At 56.9% G+C, this 20928-nt stretch carries 12 protein-coding genes and 1 tRNA gene; 7 read left to right on the top strand and 6 right to left on the bottom strand.

Annotated features, from left to right (window positions below; genetic code table 11):
• The first annotated feature begins 175 nt into the window (after window positions 1-175).
• Window positions 176-2977, top strand: a complete 2802-nt coding sequence (locus tag OHL23_RS22505; RefSeq protein ID WP_263354257.1) for a bifunctional YncE family protein/alkaline phosphatase family protein — start codon at window positions 176-178, stop codon at window positions 2975-2977.
• A gap of 196 nt (window positions 2978-3173) precedes the next feature.
• Here the strand turns inward: OHL23_RS22505 and OHL23_RS22500 are convergent, their stop codons facing one another.
• Entirely contained in the window at window positions 3174-3680 is a 507-nt protein-coding gene (locus tag OHL23_RS22500; RefSeq protein ID WP_263354256.1) for a DinB family protein, read from the bottom strand.
• A gap of 681 nt (window positions 3681-4361) precedes the next feature.
• Here OHL23_RS22500 and OHL23_RS22495 point away from each other — a divergent pair.
• From OHL23_RS22495 to OHL23_RS22475, 5 genes are all read left to right on the top strand, one after another.
• Window positions 4362-5624: a cupin domain-containing protein gene (locus OHL23_RS22495; RefSeq protein WP_263354254.1), complete on the top strand. Its 1263-nt coding sequence runs from the start codon at window positions 4362-4364 to the stop codon at window positions 5622-5624.
• 127 nt (window positions 5625-5751) lie between these two features.
• On the top strand, window positions 5752-8967 hold the full coding sequence (locus tag OHL23_RS22490) for an efflux RND transporter permease subunit (protein ID WP_263354253.1): 3216 nt from the start codon (window positions 5752-5754) through the stop codon (window positions 8965-8967).
• Window positions 8964-10328, top strand: a complete 1365-nt coding sequence (locus tag OHL23_RS22485; RefSeq protein ID WP_263354251.1) for an efflux RND transporter periplasmic adaptor subunit — start codon at window positions 8964-8966, stop codon at window positions 10326-10328. The genes OHL23_RS22490 and OHL23_RS22485 overlap by 4 nt, the downstream gene beginning before the upstream one ends.
• 100 nt (window positions 10329-10428) lie before the next feature.
• The gene (locus OHL23_RS22480; RefSeq protein ID WP_263354250.1) at window positions 10429-12333 is read left to right on the top strand and encodes a TolC family protein; all 1905 of its coding nucleotides are present in this window, start codon (window positions 10429-10431) and stop codon (window positions 12331-12333) included.
• Between the two features lie 760 nt (window positions 12334-13093).
• A tRNA-Asp gene (locus OHL23_RS22475) sits at window positions 13094-13170 on the top strand.
• 52 nt (window positions 13171-13222) lie between these two features.
• On the opposite strand, the gene OHL23_RS22470 is transcribed toward OHL23_RS22475, so the two are convergent.
• Both OHL23_RS22470 and OHL23_RS29015 read right to left on the bottom strand, forming a co-directional pair.
• A complete protein-coding gene (locus tag OHL23_RS22470; protein ID WP_263354249.1) occupies window positions 13223-14380 on the bottom strand; it encodes a tyrosine-type recombinase/integrase in 1158 nt (385 codons plus the stop codon).
• On the bottom strand, window positions 14377-14733 hold the full coding sequence (locus tag OHL23_RS29015; RefSeq protein WP_396127405.1) for a helix-turn-helix domain-containing protein: 357 nt from the start codon (window positions 14731-14733) through the stop codon (window positions 14377-14379). Before OHL23_RS29015 ends, OHL23_RS22470 begins: the two co-directional genes overlap by 4 nt.
• 268 nt (window positions 14734-15001) lie before the next feature.
• On the opposite strand from OHL23_RS29015, the gene OHL23_RS22465 reads away from it, so the two are divergent.
• Window positions 15002-15937 (top strand): LysR family transcriptional regulator, encoded by a 936-nt coding sequence (locus OHL23_RS22465; RefSeq protein WP_263354248.1) that lies wholly within the window; start codon window positions 15002-15004, stop codon window positions 15935-15937.
• A gap of 317 nt (window positions 15938-16254) precedes the next feature.
• Here OHL23_RS22465 and OHL23_RS22460 read toward each other — a convergent pair whose 3' ends face one another.
• From OHL23_RS22460 to OHL23_RS22450, 3 genes are all read right to left on the bottom strand, one after another.
• Entirely contained in the window at window positions 16255-16497 is a 243-nt protein-coding gene (locus OHL23_RS22460) for a hypothetical protein (RefSeq protein ID WP_263354246.1), read from the bottom strand.
• A gap of 983 nt (window positions 16498-17480) precedes the next feature.
• Window positions 17481-18095 carry a hypothetical protein gene (locus OHL23_RS22455; RefSeq protein WP_263354245.1) on the bottom strand — a complete coding sequence of 205 codons (615 nt, stop codon included), beginning with the start codon at window positions 18093-18095 and terminating at the stop codon, window positions 17481-17483.
• Between the two features lies 1 nt (window position 18096).
• Complete coding sequence (locus OHL23_RS22450) at window positions 18097-20064, bottom strand: phospholipase D-like domain-containing protein (RefSeq protein WP_263354243.1); 1968 nt, start codon at window positions 20062-20064, stop codon at window positions 18097-18099.
• Between the last annotated feature and the right edge of the window lie 864 nt (window positions 20065-20928).

Genomic DNA, 20928 nt, shown 5'->3' with positions numbered 1-20928 from the left:
GGGGTTTCGGCGTTTCTCGCTGGAACTCCCTCAACATGGCTACAAACCGTTCCGGGCCGATCCACAACACGTGGCTGCTAGGGCAGTGACAATCAAGTGGCGTCGCCGGCGAATCAGCACCGCGAGATTCTCTTGGGACACATGCCACGACACATTCAATATGGAGAATAACCTGATGAAATCGCCTATCTGGATCGGATTCCTGCCAGCCATCCTAATCGCATGTCTCGCTTCGTCAGTGGGTGCACAGGATCCCATCGGCGCGCCGCAAGCGGTGCCTTCAGGCCAGATCGTCACGCCGCTGGCTCCGGCTGGTGCCAGGTTCTCGAGGCTCAATCCGGGCCTTAAGGATTTCCCTGACTACACCGCAGGCCAAGCCGTCAAGACAGCCCTTAGTCCTGATGGTAATACGCTCCTGATCCTGACGAGTGGCTACAACCGTCTCAACAATGCGAAAGGCGTTCGTGAGGCGGCTGACTCGAATGAGTATGTATTTGTTTTCGATCTGAGCCACGGCGCGCTTGAGCAGAAGCAGGTTTTCCAGGTACCCAATACCTTCGTTGGCATGGCCTTTTCGCCGGATGGTAATCAGTTCTATGTCTCCGGTGGAGTCGACGACAATATCCATGCCTTCTCCAGAAGCAACGGTCTCTGGGCTGAGAGCGGTCCACCGATGGCGCTTGGCCATGCACATGGTGTAGGCATCCGCCAAAAACCAACGGTCGCAAATCTGGCTGTGACAGACGACGGCAAGACTCTGGTCGCCGCCAACATCTACAATGACTCGATCTCGATCATCGACCTCGCCAGCCGTGGTAAAGTAGGCGAACTCGATCTGCGCCCCGGTATCATTGATCGCTCCAAGAGTGGCGTTGCCGGCGGCGAATCCCCATTCGGTGTCGCGATCAAAGGCAGCCGGATCGCCTATGTGTCGAGCGAGCGTGACCGGGAAATCGATGTGGTCGACATTTCGAAGTCGGCCAGCCCGAAGCTGCTGGCGCGTATTCCGGTGCTGGGAAATCCAAATAATCTGGTCTTGAACGCTACACAGACGCGGCTCTTTGCGGCCGCAGACAACAGTGACCGGATCTCCGTGATCGACACGGCAACGAACGCAGTCGTCGAGACTATCCACACCACGGCGCCCAGCGGCCTGTTGCGGCGTCAGGAACAGCTTCCGGGTGCAGCGTCGAACAGTCTCGTACTGTCTCCCGATCAGAAGACGCTGTACGTCAGCAACGGCGGCATGAATGCGATCGCGGTAATCACGCTCGCGCCGGGGCAGCCGCACCATGTGGTTGGCCTGATACCCACTGGCTGGTACCCGCAGTCGGTCAGCATCAGCCGTGACGGGAGAATGCTGTACGACGTCAACAGCAAGAGTAATCCTGGCCCCAATCCGCTGTACGATGGGACTCCGCAACCTGCCGATGGATTCCGCGCTCACCAGATCCCGAACCAATACATTCTGCAACTCGAAAAGGCGGGCCTGCAGGCCCTTCCGGTACCTGATCGGGCGGAACTGGCGCGGCTTACCCGTCAGGTCGCAGAGAACAACTTTCTCGACACGTTGCCGGACGAACAGGACGAACACGTAATGGCTGCGCTTCGTCAACACATCAAGCATGTCATCTACATTGTGAAAGAAAATCGGACATACGATCAGGTTCTCGGCGATCTCGATCGCGGCAATGGAGATCCCAGCCTTGCCGAATTCGGAAAGGTCATTACACCCAACCAACACCGGCTGGCGGAACAGTTCGTCGATCTGGACAACTTCTATTGCAGCGGTGAAGTAAGCGGCAACGGCTGGCCGTGGAGCACCTCAGCGCGCGAGATGGACATCAATGTGAAGACGGTTCCATTGAGCTATGCCGGGCGCGGCTCACCGCGGGGCATCAATGTGGATATGCCCACAGTTGCCGAGCGTCAGATCAATAATCCTAACTATCCGAATGATCCCAATCTGCTCCCTGGGCTGAACGACGACAATGCACCTGACGGGCCGGATGGAGAAAAGCAGCAAGGCTATATCTGGAGTTCCGTATTGCGCCACGGTTTGACCCTGCGCAACTACGGTTTCGAAGCTACCATTCCGCCTAACACTCCTGAGGTTCCCGATCCCTTTACAAGCCATACGATCGTTGACGTTCCCACCAGGCCGCAACTTGTCGGCCGCACCGATCCCTACTTTCGCGCCTTCGACAACGCGTATCCCGATTTCCGGCGCGAGTTAGAGTGGGAACGCGAATTCGACCAATATGTTGCTCATGGCGATCTGCCCAGCCTGGAACTTGTCCGATTCATGCATGACCATGAAGGCAACTTCGACACGGCCATCGATGACATCAATACTCCGGAAAGAGAGACCGCAGACAACGATTACGCAGTCGGCAAGCTGATCGAGCGGATCGCTCATAGTCCGTACAAAGACTCAACACTGATCTTCATCATCGAAGACGACGCACAGGCCGGTCCCGATCACGTCGATGCCCATCGCAGTATCGGCTTCGTCGCAGGGCCCTATGTCAAGCAGAGCGGCGTGGTTCATGAGCGCTACTCAACGGTGAATATGATCCGCACCATGGAGGACGTGCTGGGAATCGGCCATCTCAATCTCAACGATGCTTATCAGCGGCCAATGACAGCGGCATTTGATCTCAATCAGTCCGATTGGACCTACAGTGCCATCACTCCTGCGCCTATTTCACAATCCCTGGGTACGCAACGTCAGCAAAGTGATCTTGGAACGGAATTTCATGACGCACACTCTGCTGCATATTGGGCAAGTCTGACGCGTGGGTTTGACTGGTCTACTGAGGATCGCGTTCCGCCTGTCCTCTTCAATCGGATACTTTGGAAAGGCCTGACAGATGGACAGGCATATCCTTTGGAAAGAAACGGGCAAGACTACAGCCGCAACCGCGCGACCGTACTCAAAGACCGCAGCATCCGCTTTCGCTACGAAGGACAGTAACTTCGGTTAGCCAGGGCCTGGGCAGTATTGACGGGCCCTAATCGCATTCAGAGGTCAATTGCGCTTATCAATCTGTTCGCTAGAGCCGGTTATTAACTTTGTTGCGTGTGGCGCGGGGAGCCAATTCTTAGCAGTTCGCGAAGCGAAGAGCGCGGCGTACCGGGCGTACGTTTGGGGGAGCCCTGTGCTTACCCGGTCAGGACTTCCGATCTCGCTCGCGATAAAAGGCAATCAAATCCATGGACTTTGGCGGCGCTGCGTCCAGCTGTCGCAGCATCGTGGTGATCTGTCCGCGATGATAGGTGCCGTGATTGACCACGTGCTGCAGCATTTGCCAGAGCGTGTCCGATTGGTCGTTACCCCGAAGGTCTTGATACTCGATCGTGCGCTCTACAGCTTCCGGCCCTAATCTTGCGAGTTGTTCGCGCATCTCGCCTTCCAGTTCGGCCCATTCCTTGCGGGCTGCGTCGACGTCTGGAAGGCGGTCCGGTTTCTGAAGTCCCTGCGGCCTTTCGCCCTTCAAACGTGTGATCCAAATGCGCTCGGCGGCGCAGATATGCGCGACGGTGTCGCGCACCGAGCTGAAGCTGTTGCCCATGGGGCGCATGAATTGCTCGGGCGTGATCGTAGCTACGGCGTCGAGCACCCGGTCGCGCGCCCAGTAGTTGTAGTCGATGAGGAGGCGGAGATCGTCGTAGGTCATTAGATTCAGTCTAGAGCCTCTTATCGACTTTCTAAGTTTTGCTGTTTCTTTTTCCAGTCATCTAGAAAGTTCGGAGAGGCGAAATAGGCACATTTTTCTTAGTTCTTGGCTACTTGGATGGCCTGGAATTTGAACGGCGCGGGAAGTGCCAAGAACGCCTTCCAAGATATAGAAAGAATGCTGCAGCGCGGTCGGCGTCAACAGATAGTTCAGGTGAAACAAAAATAAGGCATGCATCTCGCGCCTCAATCAACCGCACATTTTGAAAAATGCGCATCGGGAGAAGCGTATCCATTTCGATGAATCCAAACATGCAATTCAATGAATCGAAATGAAGGAAGGGGTAGGGCAGAACAAGGCCCCAGAATGAACAATGACGGCATCCGCCGGCGATGGTTTCTGGGAAGACCTCTGCCGCTTTGATCGTGGCAGCAAGTCTTCCAATCATGGCTGCGGCGCAGCAGGCACGGGATATTTGCGGGAACACGTATAGTGACGGCATAGAAAGATGGACATTCGGCTTACGTTGAGCTTTGTCCTCGTTAGATGGCTACGTCCGGGGTTTCCGAGTAGGCGTCGTGATCGTCAAAGACGGCGGCATGTTGATCACGGACAGCGGGACCACGCCACTAACACCCCTGAAAGATTCTGAGCGAATTCCAGTAACGAAAGGCTTCGATCATGAACGATCACGAAGAGGAAAAGTCTCTACTTGACTATCCTTCACGGCGTAGTTTTCTCGGCCTGAGTTCGGCGGCCATCGCAACTGCTGCATTCGCTGGTCTGACTGCGAATGCTCAGGAGAAGGCGAGCACGCAGAAAGCAGAGCATGACCACTCGTCAAGCGATCCAGCGCAGGAGAACCGCGGCCTTCTCGCGTTGAATCCGAACTCGAACACTCCTCCGCCGACCGACCACGGCGACGTTGGCCCCCTCTGGTACTCCTTTGATCTAGTGAAGAAGCGTGTCGAAGAGGGCGGTTGGACGCATCAGATCACACAACGCGAATTGCCTTCGTCACGCGATATTGCAGGCGTCAATATGCGCCTGGTTGCAGGAGGCTACCGTGAGATGCACTGGCATACCGCCGATGAATGGGCCTATGTGCTCTACGGAAATGCACGTGTCACCGTGATGAATCCCGATGGGACGATGTTTATCGGAGACGTGACCGAAGGAGATCTTTGGATCTTTCCTGCCGGTTTTCCGCATTCGATTCAAGGCCTCGGTCCGGATGGTACGGAGTTCCTCCTGGTCTTCAATCAGGGCAACTTCTCAGAAGATGGCACGATGCTTCTCTCCGAATGGGTCGCTCATACCCCGCCAGAGATTCTGGCCAAGAACACGGGCCTCGAAGCCAGCGACTTCGACAACACGCCAGGCGCGCCGCTTTATATTTTCCCCGGCACGGTACCCCCTTCTTTAGAGGAGGATAAAGCTGATATCGGAGGCGGACAGGTCGCATCCAAATATCAGTACACCTTCCATATGAAGTCGATGGCGCCCACCCAGGAGGGCAAAGGCGGATCGGTACGGATTGTTGATTCGCGGAATTTCCCGGTGTCGAAGCACATCGCTGCTGCCCTGGTGACGGTCAAGCCCGGCGGTCTGCGTGAACTTCATTGGCACCCTAACGCTTCGGAGTGGCAGTTCTGGATCGCTGGCAAAGGCCGCATGACAGTGTTCTTTCCTGTCGACAATGCACGCACAATGGACTTCAACGCCAATGATGTAGGGTATGTTCCGTCCAACGCGCCGCATTACATCGAAAACACGGGAGACACCGATCTGGTGTTCCTCGAAACCTTTGCCGCTGAGGAGTTCATGGATGTTTCGCTGAACCAGTGGCTCAGGCGCGTACCGAGCGAGATGCTGAAAGCGCACCTGAACATAGACAAGGCTAAAGCCATGAAGATTCCTGCGGAGAAGCTAGCAGTTATCTAAAGTCAGGCCCTCCCAGGCCTGGAGCTGCGCGCATCCCCGTGCGCGTAGTTCCTGCTCATCCAGAGAGCGGTCGCGGGACGGGAAGAACTCAATCGTTGTATTTGCATGTGCGGAGGAGAGCGCGCATATGTGGATTGTTCGCTTTGCGCTGCAGAGACCTTACACCTTCGTTATCGTCGCGGTGTTAATCGCGATCTTCGGCGTCTCAGCTATCCTGACGACGCCGACGGACATCCTGCCGGACATTGATATCCCAATCGTGAGCGTTATCTGGAGCTACAGCGGGATGGATGCCGACGACATGTCCAAGCGCATCGTCGGAGTCTTCGAGCGGGCGCTGCCGACCTCAGTCAATAACATTCAGTACACCGAGTCGCAGTCCTATAGCGGCGTTGGAGTTGTCAAAGTCCATTTCCAGCCGGGCGTGCAGGTGGATCTCGCGATTGCGCAGGTCACGGCGCTGGCGCAGTCGATTGTGCACTTGATGCCGTCAGGGATCATGCCGCCGTATGTGCTCAAGTACGACGCTTCCAGCGTTCCCATCGTTCAGGTAAGTCTGGGCGGAAAGGGACTTTCGCAAATCGACCTTTACGACCTCGGCCAAAACTTTATTCGCGGGCAATTGGCGACCATCAAGGGCGCCGCAGTCCCGCTTCCTTATGGCGGCGAGCAACGATCCATCATGGTAGACGTGGAACCAACGCAGCTGGCGGCCAATCACCTGACTGCTTCGGAACTTTCCGCCGCAATGAATAATCAGAACCTGGTCACACCCTCCGGTACAGAGAAGATAGGCGACCGGGAGTACACGGTAGGGACCAACAGCAGCCCGGGCACGATCGCGGAGCTGAACGATCTGCCGATCCGGAATGTGAATGGCGCCGTGGTTCAGATGAAAGACGTGGCCTGGGTCCATAACGGATACCAGCCGCAGACGAGCTATGTGAGCGAGAACGGGCAGGCGTCGGCGCTGTTAACTGTCATCAAGAGCGGCGCTTCTTCGACGCTCACCATCGTGGATCAGGTGAAGGCTGCGCTTCCACGCATCAAAGCCGGGCTTCCGCCCGCGTTGACCCTGACGCCGATCTTCGATCAATCGGTGATTGTGAAGGCTTCGATCCGGGATGTGGTGCAGGAGGCGATAACAGCCGCGTTTCTCACCGCGATGATGATGCTCGTATTTCTGGGCAGTTGGCGAAGCACGCTGATTGTGAGCGCATCCATTCCACTGGCGGCATTGTTCGCGATCGAGGCGTCTTCGGCTCTCGGCGAAACGATCAGTGTCATGTCGCTGGGAGGATTGGCGCTGGCGGTGGGTATGCTGGTCGACGATGCGACGGTCGAGATCGAGAACACGCATCGCAATCTGGGGATCGGGAAAAAGAAGCCGCTCGCCAGGGCGATCCTGGATAGCGCCGAGCAGGTGGCGATGCCGGCGTTGATCTCGACCATGTCGATCTGCATCGTGTTCGTGCCGGTGACGCTGCTCTCCGGCTCGGCGAAGTACATCTTCACACCACTGGCGGTGAACGTAGTGCTGGCGATGATCGCCTCGTATGGGTTGTCGCGTACGCTGGTGCCCACGATGATGCATTTCCTTCTGCCGAAAGAAGTGCCGCTCTATCAGGGGCAGGAGAAGGAGTCGCCGCTGAGCCGAAGCTTCATCTGGCTGTTTCACAAAAGCTTTGACCACGGGTTCGACCGGTTCGCCGAGAAGTACAAGGGCGGACTGGAGTGGGCGTTGGAGCATCGGACGACGACGCTGGTTGCGTTCGCGGTGGTCGTGCTGGGTTCGCTCGCACTGGTTCCGTTGATCGGCCAGGACTTCTTCCCCTATGTGGATTCCGGGCAGATGGAGTTTCATGTGCGGCCACCAGCGGGCACGCGGATCGAAACGGCAACGGAGGTCTTCAAGCGGGTCAACGAGGAGATTCGGCGCGTGATCCCGGCGGAGCAGCTACAGATGGTGGTCAACAACATCGGGCTGCCACCAGGGGGCATAAACCTGACCTACTCGGCGAATGATTCAACGAGTAACGGGGATGGGGACGTGATGGTGCTGCTCGCAGCCAAGCACCGGCCGACGCAGGAATGGATGCAGATCCTGCGGCATGACTTCTCCGAGAAGTTTCCCGAAGACACATTTTTCTTCGAACCTGCCGACATCACGAATCAAACGCTGAACTTCGGGCTGCCCGCGCCGATCGATGTGCAGGTGCGCGGAAAAGACGCAGCATCCACGGCCCGGATCGCCGTCATGTTGCAGGAGCAGATCAAGGATGTTCCGGGTGCTGTGGACGTGTTCATGCAGCAGCAGGTGAATGCGCCCAAGTTGAATATCGCAGTGAACCGGCTCAAGGCTCAGGAACTCGCTCTCACGGCAAGGGACGTTTCCGATAACGTGCTGTTGTCGCTTTCGGGCAGCGGGCAGGTGGCGCCGAACTTCTGGCTCGATCCGAAGACGGGGGTTGAATATCCGGTGATCGTACAGGTGCCGCAGAGGCGCTTGCATAACCTGGATTCGCTGGAACAAACGGTCGTTACGGCTCCGCCGCCCGGCACCAGTGACCAGCTTCTACGCAATGTTTCCACGATGGAGCGGCAGGTTTCGCCGCTGACCGTTTCCCATTACAACGCGCTGCCCATTATGGACGTGTTCGCGAACGTGCAGCAGCGTGACCTGGGAGGGGTGGCCAGCGATGTGCAGAAGATTGTGGAGAAGAATTCACAACACCTGCCTCCTGGGGTGGAGATCGTTCTGAGCGGCCAGGTGCAAACGATGAATACATCCTTTGCGAACCTGGAGGTTGGGATCGCCGCGGCGGTGGTGTTTGTATATCTGCTGATGGCGATCAACTTTCAGTCATGGACCGTCCCGTTCATCATTCTGATGGCCCTTCCGGGAGCCTTTGCGGGCATTGTATGGATGTTGTTCCTCACGCAGACAACGTTCAACGTGCCCTCGCTGATGGGCGCTCTGATGACCATTGGCGTCGCAACCGCTAACAGCATCCTGGTGGTCAGCTTTGCGAACGAATCGCGCGGCGAGGGAGAGAGCAGCAAGGATTCAAAGCATGCGGCGCTGATCGCGGGCTCCACGCGGCTGCGACCGGTGTGCATGACTGCGCTGGCGATGATCATCGGCATGCTGCCGATGGCGCTTTCACTGGGCGAAGGCGGCGAGCAGAACGCACCCATCGGACGGGCCGTTATTGGTGGCCTCTTGTTCGCTACGGTGGGCACGTTGTTTATGGTGCCGGTGATGTATTCGCTGATGAGCAAGCAGGCCCCGGTGAACTGGGAGAAGCGCCTGGAGGATGAGATACAGGGAGCGCACCAATGAGCACAGACGTCACATCGACACTCGCGGCTGGCAACCAGCATGGGGCGCAACCACAGCAAAGGCGCGGCCGGGGGATCATATGGGTTCTGATATCGGTCGTGGTGCTGGCCCTGGCCCTGCTGCTGGGATGGCTGCCCCATTACAAGCGCAACAAGGAAGTGAACGCGAGAGCCCAACAGCAGAGGAACGCCTTGCCGATAGTGCAGGTCCAGGTTGCACATACCGCAGCTTCGGAGCAGGAACTGACCCTGCCGGGCACCGTGACCCCGCTCCGCAGTGCGCACATTTATGCGCGAGTCCCGGGGTATTTGAAGGCGCGGTACGTCGATCTTGGGGATACGGTGCATAAGGGCCAGTTGCTGGGGGTAATCTCTGCGCCGGACCTGGACGCCTCGGTCGCGCAAGAGGCGGCGGCTGTGCAGCAGAGCAAAGACAACGTGCTGACGGCGCAATCCACACTGCGGCTGCAGCAGGCGACCTACGCCCGGGTGCACACGCTGGTGCTCCACGGCATTCTCTCTGGGCAGGAAGACGATACGGCGCGCGCGGCGGTTGAGTCGGCGCAATCGAACCTGGAGGCGATGGAGAGCGCCGTGATGGGAGCGCAGGGAGCGTTGGCTCATGCGCAGGCACTGGCAGACTTCGAGCAGCTTCGATCGCCAATCGACGGGACGATCACCGCACGCAATGTCGAGGTAGGCAATCTGGTATCGGCCGTGGGAGCCGCACAGGGTCTGGCCGCTGTCCCCGCCAACTCCACCGGCGGCCCGCCCACGGGTGGCGCGCAGGGCGGCGAATTGTTCGATGTCGTGGACCTTGGCAGTCTCGAAGTGTTTGTCTCCGTGCCGGAGGAGGATGCGCCTTTCGTGCAGACCGGCCAGCCTGTGAATTTGACCTTTTCCGAGTTACCGGGACAGACATTCGCGGGTAAGGTGATCCGCAGCAGCGACTCTCTGAGCCAGCAGAGCCGGACACTGCTCGAAGAGGTGCAGGTGAACGATGTGCAGCACCGATTGCGGCCAGGCATGTTCGCTTCCGTGCAGATGCATTACAGGGCCCCGAACCGGGGCATCCTGATCTCCGGCGATAGCCTCCTTACGATGGCGCGCGGTCAGTTTGTGCCGGTGGTGGAGAACAACGTCATTCAGATGCGGCCGGTGAACGTTGGGCGGGATCTGGGTACCCAGGTATACGTCAATGCAGGATTGCAGGACGGCGACCTTGTCGTCGTGAACCCCAATGATGCCGTAAAGCAGGGTGTGCGCGTGAGCACGCGGCCCGCCCCTGTCGGCCAACTGGGCGTCAGTGCCGATCCCCGCGCGGGAGGGAAAAGTGGCAATCAGGGTAAACGGGATCAATAGAATGGAGCGCTGCGCCGCAAAGAGAGCGTCCTCAATCGAGCTTGTTTTCGGGCGGTCCGCAGTGCGATGTAACTCCCGCGCGGCCCTTGGCGGTCTCGCGATGAGCTGCGTGCTGGTATCGGCAGCGGCCGCGCAACAACCCCCGCAGACACCGGCTGCTGCGACAGCTCTTGCGAACGCACCCGCGCCTTCACTGTCGTTGGCGCAGACACCGGGGAGCGTGCCGGGAAGCATACCAGGATCGGCGAGCCCGCAGGACGGCCCGCTCTACCTGAGTCTGCAGCAAGTCTTCCAGATGGCGCTGAAGAACAACCTTGACATCGAGATCGAAAGGGTCGATCAAACGATCGCAGACCAGAGCATCCCGCTGGCAAAAGGCGGTGGATTGCCGCGTCCGATTAACTACACTGTGGCGGATACGCCGGCTGGCGAAGCGCCTGCGGCAGTGCCCCTGCTCAGTTTCTCGTCGCCCGGTCTGACCCCGTTGAGCGTGGACCCGATTACTCAGACAATATCCTCGTCCTACAACACAAGCCGTGTGCTGGAGGGGTCGCACTCCTTATCTCTCAGCCCAACCCCATATTCAGGTGGATCGCCGGTGCCCGGCTTCGACGCGCAGCTACAGGGCCGGTACGGATGGCTGCGTAGGAACCCGGCTGTCTCGCTTCTCACCCTCAACCCGTCAGCGGCAACGCCGGCCGATACAGCGACGACAGACAATACCCTTGGCGATACCCTTCTGACAAAGGGTTTCAGCCCGGGAACCACGATCCAATTGGGCGTCAATGACTTTGTACAGAGTTTCTACTCGGGGCGCTCCTCCGCCGTTCCCTTCAGTCATCCGAATGCTTATGCGTTGATTGCGCAGCCCCTGTTTCGAGGGGCCGGACACGCGAATAACACCCGTTACATCGCCATCGCGAAAACGAACAAGAAGATCTCCGCCGCGGTGCTGGAGCAGCAGATAATCGGCACGATTGCCGGAGTAGAAAATCTGTATGTCGACCTGATGAGCCTGCAAGAGTCAGTCAAAGTGCAGGAGCAGGCGCTGACCGCGGCCCGGTTGCTGTTGCACAACGACCAGGAGCAGCTAAACGTAGGACGCATGCCGCCCATCGAGATAGCACGCGCGCAGTCACTCGTGACGAGCAGCCAACTGCTACTCACCCAGACGATTTCCCTCCGAGATCAGCAGCAGGTAGTCCTGCGAACGCTGCTCGATCCGCACTCGCTCACGAGCACGCCGGGCAACACGTCCGAAATAGTGGCGACCGACGCGCTCTCGCCTCCAGAGACAGAACCTGGTACAGATACGGATGCGCCGCTTCCCGAGCTCATCAGGAGCGCATGGGAGAAGCGCCCCGACGTGCAACAGGCGCGCTTGCAGTTGACCAACGGCGAGCGGCAGGTTGCGAGCTCCGCGAATGCCGCGAGGCCTGAGATCGATCTCTATGGAAGCTATGAGAGCCGAGGGGTCGTAATCCCCGGACTGACCGCGATCGGTGGAGACAGCTTGACGGGCAATGCCCCTACAGACCCGGTTCCGACTGGAGGCAGCCGCTCCTCGACGGTGTATGAGACTGGGATACAGTTCTCCTTGCCGGTGCAAAACCGGGTGGCGGAGGCAAATCTGGGAGCAGATAAAGCGCTGTTAAAGCAGCAGCAGATGCGAGTCACGCAACTGGAGTCGCAAGTAGCTGCTGAGGTGCGGAACGCGATCACAGCCCTCCACGCAGCCAAAAGTGCTGCCGATGCCGCAACAGAAGCGCGAGAGTTGCAGACGAAGCTTCTCGACGCAGCTCAGGAAAGCTTCCAGGCAGGTTATACGACCAATCTCGCCCTCATTGAGCAGCAAACTTATCTCGCTCAGGCGCAGACTACGGAGGTCATAGCCAAGGCAGCGTGGCTGAAAGCATCGGCTCAGTTAGACCGCGTACTGGGACACACGCTGGAAAAGAGCGGCATTTCGCTCAAAGCAGATCGGAGTGGCTCGCCACAGCATTGATCCGTCATTGAGAGCCATTGCTGTTTTTTTCGCCTCGCGGAGCGTTCTTGATAATTGTCTTGGCGCTCGAAATACTTGTGTAGCCAACTTCTCAAAACGCTCCGCTGCCTCCGGTCCTTCGTTAGTATTCGGGTTTCATTGCGAATCCTTTCTCTTATGCTTGTTATCAATGGCGCATACCCGTAGAGCCGAGTCCTTGCCCATTCTCCATAGACGATCTGCCATGCGTGCGCGTCCGCGGTTCTTTTTACCATCTCTGTCGCGATATCCTCCCCCGCTTTTATCGGTCCAGGGTTCCGCAATTCACGAACTGGACCAGACATGGAGAGCGCCTTCCGGTGAAGGGCAGCCAGCATGTCATTCAGGCGAATTTCTCTGGCGCAGTGTACTTCTTCTGTTCAATGCTCTTTAACTGGCTTGCAATTTCCCAATCCCTGCGGATGCGTCCTCGCCCCGACCACTTCGACGCCTGACGCAAATGCCGAACCGATCTCTTCTCGTTCGCGCAAAGTTTGCAAGCCTTTCGGGGATACCATCCTTGCTAGGCTGATTTGTTTGGTACAATTTGAACAGCGGAGTGGTGACAACTTCGCGGTTCGCTTTCGCTTGTGGTGAACAGAGATTTTTGGGTTTTAGCATACTGTTCATTTATCCCGGAATTCGGTTATATCCGATGGGGAATATGGAAACAGGCGAAGGAGTGGATAGTAAGAAACGACAGTAAATTCTGCGATTTGCGCTAAGCGATTGAAATTGCAGAGGGGACGTAGCTCAGTTGGTTAGAGCGCTGCCCTGTCACGGCAGAGGTCGCGGGTTCGAGCCCCGTCGTCCCCGCCACTAAACCAAAGAAACTCAAGGGTTTATGGCACAGTGACAAGATCAAAGTGAATCACGAGGGTGCTGGAGAGGGTGCTGAAAGTTTCTTCTTCCCCGCGTCAAACACCATCTGCATCACCCTGTCATTCGCTTCCCGCTTCGTCGCCGATATCGCTCGGGTGTAAACGTCGAGCGTGATGCGCGAGTTGGCGTGACGCAACAGCTCCTGCGCGGTCTTGAGATCCACGCCGGCAGCACGCAGGTTCGTTGCGAGCGAGTGGCGGAAGCTGTGCCAACCGATCACCTTTCCCTGAATGCCGGCCCGTTCCAGTGCCGGCCGGATCGTCTTCTTCAAAACCATGTCGGGCGTCAGTGGTTTGGCGCCGTTCAGTCTCACAGAGGGAAAGAGAAAGTCGTCGTCGGCTTTGTAGGACGACTCGTCTCTCCACTCGGCAAGGCAGAGGACCACAGAGGGATGAAGCGGGACGGGCTTGCGGCTCGCCTCCGTCTTCGTATCGCCAAAGTGGTTGCGGACGCAGGAGCGGCGGACGTTGATCTGCATAAGCTCCAGGTCAATGTCCCGCCAAGTGAGCGCGACCAGTTCCGACCGACGAAGCCCGGTGCTGCCCGCCAACATCACCATCGTGCGTTCCCGCAACTCCAATTCCGGCAAGAGCGCAGCGAACTCGGCTGGAGAGAGCACATCCGGCTCCCGCAGCCGCTTCGAAGACGTTCTTACCTTCGTGATGGGGTTACGGTCTATCCACTCATGCCGCATGGCATGGTTGAACAGAGCCGACAGAATGTTGCGGATCTTGCTGCGCGTGCCTGGAGCGTAAACCAGTTCGTACAGCCACTTCTCCACGTCAACGGTTCGGACCTCCGAGAGGCGTTTCGCGCCCCATTTGGGCTGAACATGCCTGTCGAGATAGATCGAGGTCGCCTCAATGGTGGCAAACGCCTTTCGATCCGCGGTCAGCTCGTTGTCGCGATAGTGGGTGATGAGTTCGGAGACCGTTTCCGGCACTCTGAACTCGGAGTTGATGTTTCGCCGAAGCGCTGCGACCGCGTTTTCCGCGTCGAGACGAGCCGGAAATCTATCCACCGATCCGATGGTGACTTTGCGATAGGTGCGCGCTCCGTTCAACTCCTCGTACCAACGGAACACCCAGACATCGCTTCCGCTTTTGCGCTTCAGCCTCAATATGCTTCCTTCTTGAAAGCGACTCATGCAGTTCTCCTTGCACGAGCGCTGATGGCTGTCTCTATGGTACTCGCGGCGGGTTTCCTCAGGGGCGTTCCGCGCCCTTCCAGCCAACAAATCAACTCACTCTCGATGAATCTCCAGAGCCGGCGCTTTCCCTCACCCATAGGATGGGCTGGAACCTGACCCAGGCGTGCCCATCGCACCAGCGTGCGGCTGTCCATGCGGAGCACCTCCGCCGCCTCGTCGGCATTCAAAAAGTATTTACTGGTCTTGTACGGGGGCTCTTCCTCTGGTCGTCGGTCCGAGTTACGCTTGTCCGAGGGAATAGCCCGTACTTCACCTGATGAAGTCTCTGAGTTGAAAAGCGCGCCGGCCATGAGACACCTCTGAGATCGGAATCCGCTTCGGCAACCTCAAAGTTCTCCCTGGAAATCAGACGTGTCCAATGAAATTCCGGCAGACATCTATTCCGCTGCGGAATAGATGTCTAAACTTGATGGGCGCCTTTTATTTCTGGGCGAATTCCGTCTGAATCTCGGTGTACAATTTGTAGCTGTCAGGCAACAAGAAAATGATGGCATTTCGTACAAACGGATAGCGCATTTCTTGCACGGTTTGTCGCCTTGGGTACTTCGGGGACAAGCTATGTCTGGAGTCGATACCAAGCTGTTACGGGCCGCAGTTGTTCTAGCAGAAGAACTGAACTTCTGTCGTGCGGCGGACAAGCTCCACATCGGCCAATCCGCACTAAGCAAACAGATTATTGCCCTCGAAGATTTCCTGGGATACGAGTTGTTCTTCCGAGACAGTCGGAACGTATCGACAACCCCGTCCGGCGACATATTTGTTCCAGAAGCGCGCCTTGCTTTGCTGCATCAGGAACGAGCGATTCAGCTTTCCCGTGAGGCACACCGGGATCGTGAGATCACGCTCCACGTGGGAAAGTCGCCCTACACGGACCCTTACCTCTTGAGCAACCTGCTTTCATTTCGCCTGCCGCTTTTCCCGAATCTAAAGGTTCACTTGACCAGCAAGTTCACCCCTGAACTCGCGCACGATCTCCTGAATGGGACCCTCGATTTGGCCTTCCTCACCGGCCTTCCACCGACCCCGCGCCTCAGTTCTGTCACGGTTGCCCAGCAGTCCTTTTTTGTCGCCATGCTCGAAGACGATGATCTCGCGCAGTACGCGGAAGTGAAGCAGCATCAGCTCGAAGGTGTTTCCTGCATTTTGTTTGAACGGCATGTTCACCCGCCCTTGTATGACGCGCTGCGAGCTGCCACTAGGGCGGCGACGAAACCGGGAACCTCCATCCATCACATCATGACGGCGGAGGACGCATCCCATTTCATTCTGAGAGGGTTTGGCGTTGCTATCTTGGGGCAGGCTGGAGCCTGGCGCATTGCTCGAAATGGAATCACAATCCGGCCCCTGAATGTCAATGGAATTGGCCTGGAGACACGCCTTGCGTGTAGGGCGGATAGCCAAGCTCGGGTCATCAGCGAATTTCTGCGGGGCTTTGTGAAGCGCATCAAAGAATCTGCAAGCGCCAAACAGTTGCGTCTAGGGCTCGCCGGTTAGGAGACCGCAGGCCGAGAAACTCCCCACTTTTACCAGTCCCTGGGGCATCACCGGCCAACCGTGCAGGGCCCGGTCCGCAGCCAGCTTCACAAGGTATCCGGGGCGAATATCTGGAAAGGGAAAAGTGGCTCTCCTACCGGAACTCGGAATCGCAGGCTGCAGCCGGGTTGGAAACGCCGGTTTGGGATGTCAGCAGCATTCGAGGCTTTGGAATGAACGTCCACTTCCGTCCTGTGGGCCACTCGAGCGAGTCCGCTCTTGTAAGTATGCTCTGCTGGCCCCTTGCCGCTGCTGAAGACAAGGATCGCCATCAAGACTTAGGAGTTGATAGTCGTTGTAATCTGAACACTGAACTCGTGAAAACCAGCAGCGTCAAGGTCCTTAACTGCCTTTTGGGAATCGAGGGCGAGGCGTACATCACTAGCAGCTAGGTCGAGAACCACATGCTCCAGCTTCCATCCGCCCTTAGTTAAGGACAACGCCGCTTCGGGCAATTGCTTGTCCCTGGTGAGTAGCTTGTGCCACCGATCCAGCTTGTCTTCCCACATGTATACGTCCATACCAATCCTCCACAAATTCTTCATATTCCCAGCATTCGGTTTGTGCAGTCGCAATTCTAGTGTACTGGACTCCGCAACCCTTGTTCGACTGGGTCGCGGACCGGCAATCTTAATTGCTCAGTGACGTCCAGCAGACTCTTTGAGCAGCGTGACCGCAGTGTTTAGACGGTCAGGCGTTGGACGCGGCGCACTAGTACTTGAACCCGGAACGAGACGCCAGCCCGATTCATCGGGAACTATTTTTAGACGCAATATGCGATCTGTACCCTGGCGGGCATCAGCAATGCCGCGGCCTACAGACCAGGATACGTGTTGTCCGAAAACCCAGGCAGACAAAATGAACTGGAGCAATTCAGCGGGAGTCCTTTTCGCAAACGATCTTGCTTCCCGTTCGGCACGCACCAATGGAAGCCGATCTTCACGTTCGCCACCATCTGTCGCGCGACATGCCAGCGCTGCACGAAGCGCCGCGTGGATAGCTGCCGGCAATTTGCTAGTGGTTATTCGACCTCGAAGTACCTCTTCGAGCTGGACTAGTGGACCCACCACATCAACGGAATCCGGATCGAGTCGCGGCAAGAGCCAAACAGACGCGGTCGCGGCCTTAGGGGTGAAATCAAGAAAGGCACTCGTCAGTTGCCTCAGAGTACGAGTTCCGTCGCCAACTTCTCGTGTCGCCCAGAACAGCATGGATTCTAATGCCAAGCGAAAGAGCTGCCGGGCCTGAATTCCGCGCCAGGTAACTGCCGCCTCCCGCAAGGTCGGGTCGTGGCCCACGGCATCGATTTCACACATGCCTTTCCGTAGCGCGGGCTCGTCTTTATCTCCTAAGCGTCGGATAGTTGTAGTAAGGAGGCGGATTCCGGCCTGTCGCTTGAGAGGTGCTTCTTTTCCTCCGAGGACCGAAGAAATGTGGGTGCGTTCGGCTTTCGTAATTCGATTCATGTCCCACAGCTTGCCCCAACGCTCCAGTTCTTCGTGCTTTACGTGACCGCTCCAAACTCCGTGAACGCGGGATGCTGACAATCGTCACCGAGAAGAGACTCGAATTCCTCTATAACGTAAATCGCCATAGGATGAATTCGTACTTCGTTGCGCCGCGGTCCCGATCGGAGGAAGCACAGGTTGAACAACGATGGGCCATAATTTGCAGGCGTGCTGAGCGAAGTCGAATACCTGCGCTCTTCCCGAATCCGAGTCCACTGATCACCGCCGAACTTAAACCGACCGGACGGCATGCGAGTCTTCAGATACTCATTTCCGGGCAAATCGACTTTTGCATGGGTGATCAGCTGCGACCAAACGAAGATTACCTCAATGCGATCTACCAAGTCCCGTAGTTTAGTCTCTGGAACAGTTTGGATCCCTAGCCGTTCAGCGCAACCCCACGCGCAATGCCAGCCCCACGCGATGACAGTGAGCGGACGGATGTGGCGGGCCACGTTGTTAAGCTGTGGAAGGAGCTGATCCATTAGGTTGAAATTGATTTGACGCAGTCCTAGCGGGTCAACACCGCCGGGCCGGATCTTCACGAGTTCTGAAACTCGCGGACCAGTTGCTTGCGCGGCCTCCGCGGTGAACTCTTCAAGTGTTTTCAACTCATAGCTCCGTGCAAAGTAGGGTGTAACCACATGAATGGGTTATCGCGGCATGTTGCTGTAGTTGATCGCGGTCGCGAGCTGCAAGAACTCGATAACAACTTAGGCATGCCTTGGGAAGGGTGTCATACACTCGAACTCGTGAATGCATTCCTCCTATCAGTGCTTTCCACCCTGGAGACTTGGAGAGGGCGGGGAAAGCGCCGAGATTGGGAACGCCACGCGAGAGGATGTATCGCGCAGCCTCCTCTTGGGGAACCGTTGCAGCGCACACTTCGCGCCAGAAGTTCTCTGCGGAATGCGCCTTCGCAATGGCCTGCCAGAGCCCGCTCAGTTTCGAGATATCCGGCATTTCACCCAGATTCAGATTGCAGCCACAGCGCAGCAAGTGCAGACGTGTCCTGAGAACGACACCGTTCTCCCCAGCAATCACGAACTGTAAACCCCACAAGACGAAAGCAGCTTGCACTAGGCTCTGACCCGACGGCCACGTCTTACGTCGCGCTGCAATCGCTATGAGCCTTGTAAAATACTTGTGAGCCACTGAAGGCTTCATTTTAATTTCATGAGCTGCATGTTCCAATAGCGCTAAGGCCAGTGCTATATTTACTCGCTCCGGATTTGCCTTCTCGATTTGGTCGAACAGATATGGAACGCTCAATTCAATCTTCCGCCGCGCCGCCTCAGCAGCTGCTTTCCTTTTTTTCTGCGCGTTCTTCGTTTTATCGTCTTCTGCACTGTCCTCATCTTCATCTTCACTTGAGTCCCGTCTTACTCGATTCGTCAACGTCGCGATCAAATCTTGAATCATTCGCTCCCAGGCGCTGCCCGACTTCGAAGAAGCGTGACCATCGTTCGATTGATGCCAGTGGTCAGAATTCGACTCTTCCTGTACAGGGAGAGTGTGGTCCTTTTCAACAGGCGCAACCGATTTATTCCCTCCTCCGGAGAACGTCTGAGGCTCCAAGAGATCTTCTGGATGCTGCTGAAAATAATGCAGAATTGCGGCCATATCCTCCGGCACATCCATTTCGTGCAGAAATGTTATAAAGCTTCGTGCTGAGGTCCCCAGGCGACGAACAACAGAGGTGAACTCTGGCTGCGATAGAAATCCGCGGGCCAGCACGCCACTTGTTGCCCTTAGCTGAAGAATCATTTGTCCATCTTTCCAACTAGCTTCGGCGGATAGACGTATAGCGAAGCGACCAAGAGCGTCGGTCGATACCAAGCCGCAATCGTGCCACACGCCGGCAGTCCGGCAAGACGCTTGGGAAGGCCCCGCCGGAAAGGGTTCCATCACGCGACCTAGCACTGACATGCCATTGAGTTTTCCGGTAAGAACGCACACATGATTGCTGTTTTCACTATCGTCAACGTCTAGGGTCACTTTTTGGGGGATCAGGGCTTGCGATGGTTGATATGCCCACCCGGACAAGACTTTCTGATCGATGCGAACCGCACAAACCTCCACGTTGCCCCCTTGCAGCAGACCTGCTCGCGTCGCATTCGCACTACCCGAAACAACAAAGCGCCCTTTCGTGCAGAGAACCTCGAATAGCTTCGCGTGAAGGGGGCGGTCGCTAAACTCGTCGATCCAATTCACCCGAACCGGTCGAGCGATCTTAGCCGAATTCGGCGGCCAATTTGCGGCTGTGCCTTCCACAGTGCCGGCTGCGTGTGCATGGAGAAACGTATGTTCCACTGCTAAGGCCTTGCAGATCTCTGGAATTGCAACCTGATCGTAGTACGGCGCAGAAATGATCACGCGACGAGCACCTCCGAGAGAGGTGGCAATGTCTGCGAATTGGTCGAGCAAGGGCCAGCGCAGATTGTGCAAGACGCGAATGCTTCCGTCGTCCGCACCGCTCCGAGCGCCGCGATCAAGCACCTCGGCTGCGTGGTGGCAAGCCTGTTGCGCAGCGTGTTGAGCCCAAGGCACATCCGCTAGAACGCGAAAGAATTCGCTCATTTCGCGAAACGCACCGGCTGCAAAACTTGCATGCAGATGATCGAAACATTCCAGGTTTCGGCCCCAGCCACTGAAAGTCAGATTGCCTGATCCGATCACGAGATGAGCATCGCCCTGATTTGCCAAGAGCAAAATCTTCGGGTGAAAGCATCCAGTGTGAACTGCAACCGGCTCGACTTCGTACATGCGGCCCGCGTGCTGGGGCCCGTACTCATCTAGCGCGGAACGAACACCCTCTTTGTCGATCAGAAGAGTACACGCCGGAGCGGCGCGCGCGGTGAGCTCGTTCAGGACTACCGCCTCGAAAAAGGACAGACTGAGGGCGTAGCTCGTACATAAAACCTGAGACCACGTGCCAGAACGGACCAAGCCCAAAATGGACGACGAATTAATGGCCGTCACCTCAACTAATGTTCAAATTGCGTTGATTCACTGATTGTAGCTGGGTTCGTAGAACTCAGCACAATGATCAGCGACGTCGGCGTTTTTTATCCTGATTAGCGTTCTACCCAACGCATTCGCATTGTCCCCGCCATGTTCAGCGCAACCAATTAGCTGCTACTGCCTCCCCGGCAAAGCCGGGGAAATCTCGGGATATTAGAGAGGATATTTTGCTTTGCCCGGTGCTGCTGACGGCTGCGATACACCGCAATCACCAGCAGAATAACGGAGCATTGGATTGCAGGAAAACGCTCTGTTGAGTGGAAGAATTGATTGTACACAGCTACAACTACCGTGCGGGCTGATCCTTCAGAATTATCAGTCCGGACTCTCTGGAAGTATGAGTATGCGGAGTGGGCCAATATGCGAGCACACTTTGCATTCTATTACCCCCGTGACATTCACATCCTCATTGACTTGCCC

This window comes from Acidicapsa acidisoli (assembly GCF_025685625.1).
GTDB lineage: Bacteria > Acidobacteriota > Terriglobia > Terriglobales > Acidobacteriaceae > Acidicapsa > Acidicapsa acidisoli.
The sequence above is the reverse complement of the archived record's forward strand: the minus strand, read 5'-3'. Positions and strand labels throughout refer to the sequence as shown.

Coding starts and splice junctions, on each gene's coding strand:
- OHL23_RS22505 (WP_263354257.1), top strand. CDS start 176: ATGAAATCGCCTATCTGGATCGGATTCCTGCCAGCCATCCTAATCGCA.
- OHL23_RS22500 (WP_263354256.1), bottom strand. CDS start 3,680: ATGACCTACGACGATCTCCGCCTCCTCATCGACTACAACTACTGGGCG.
- OHL23_RS22495 (WP_263354254.1), top strand. CDS start 4,362: ATGAACGATCACGAAGAGGAAAAGTCTCTACTTGACTATCCTTCACGG.
- OHL23_RS22490 (WP_263354253.1), top strand. CDS start 5,752: ATGTGGATTGTTCGCTTTGCGCTGCAGAGACCTTACACCTTCGTTATC.
- OHL23_RS22485 (WP_263354251.1), top strand. CDS start 8,964: ATGAGCACAGACGTCACATCGACACTCGCGGCTGGCAACCAGCATGGG.
- OHL23_RS22480 (WP_263354250.1), top strand. CDS start 10,429: ATGAGCTGCGTGCTGGTATCGGCAGCGGCCGCGCAACAACCCCCGCAG.
- OHL23_RS22470 (WP_263354249.1), bottom strand. CDS start 14,380: ATGAGTCGCTTTCAAGAAGGAAGCATATTGAGGCTGAAGCGCAAAAGC.
- OHL23_RS29015 (WP_396127405.1), bottom strand. CDS start 14,733: ATGGCCGGCGCGCTTTTCAACTCAGAGACTTCATCAGGTGAAGTACGG.
- OHL23_RS22465 (WP_263354248.1), top strand. CDS start 15,002: ATGTCTGGAGTCGATACCAAGCTGTTACGGGCCGCAGTTGTTCTAGCA.
- OHL23_RS22460 (WP_263354246.1), bottom strand. CDS start 16,497: ATGGACGTATACATGTGGGAAGACAAGCTGGATCGGTGGCACAAGCTA.
- OHL23_RS22450 (WP_263354243.1), bottom strand. CDS start 20,064: ATGAGCGAATTCTTTCGCGTTCTAGCGGATGTGCCTTGGGCTCAACAC.